This is a genomic window from Pseudomonas peli (assembly GCF_050563605.1).
Taxonomy (GTDB): Bacteria; Pseudomonadota; Gammaproteobacteria; order Pseudomonadales; family Pseudomonadaceae; genus Aquipseudomonas; species Aquipseudomonas peli_A.
Genome location: NZ_JBNXUH010000061.1, coordinates 1 through 283 on the forward strand (window position 1 = coordinate 1; position 283 = coordinate 283).

At 77.3% G+C, this 283-nt stretch carries 1 pseudogene; it reads right to left on the reverse strand.

The features are described from left to right. Positions 1 to 164, reverse strand: a pseudogene (locus ACQ4LH_RS21075) (energy transducer TonB); the annotation flags it as partial. Positions 165 to 283 lie beyond the last annotated feature (119 nt).

Below are 283 nucleotides of genomic sequence, written 5' to 3' on the forward strand. Positions count from 1 at the left end.
GTCAAACTCGGCGTCGGCGCGCTATTCACGGCGATGCCGCTGCTCAGGCTCGGCACCGGCAGATCCAGTGCCGGCAGGTTGGCGCTCGGGGTAGCCGCCATCGGCGTTGGCGGTGTCGGGGGTTGCGGCGTTTGTGCTTGCGGCGGTTGCGGGGCCYGCTGGCGGGGGGGCGGCGCSGGGGGGGNCGGGGGGGGSCCGCSGCGGSGGGGGGAAAATGNGCCCCCCCCGCGGGGTCYCCCCCCSCCGTTSBTSGTGGGGGGGGGGSNCCCGGGAAAACCGGCTC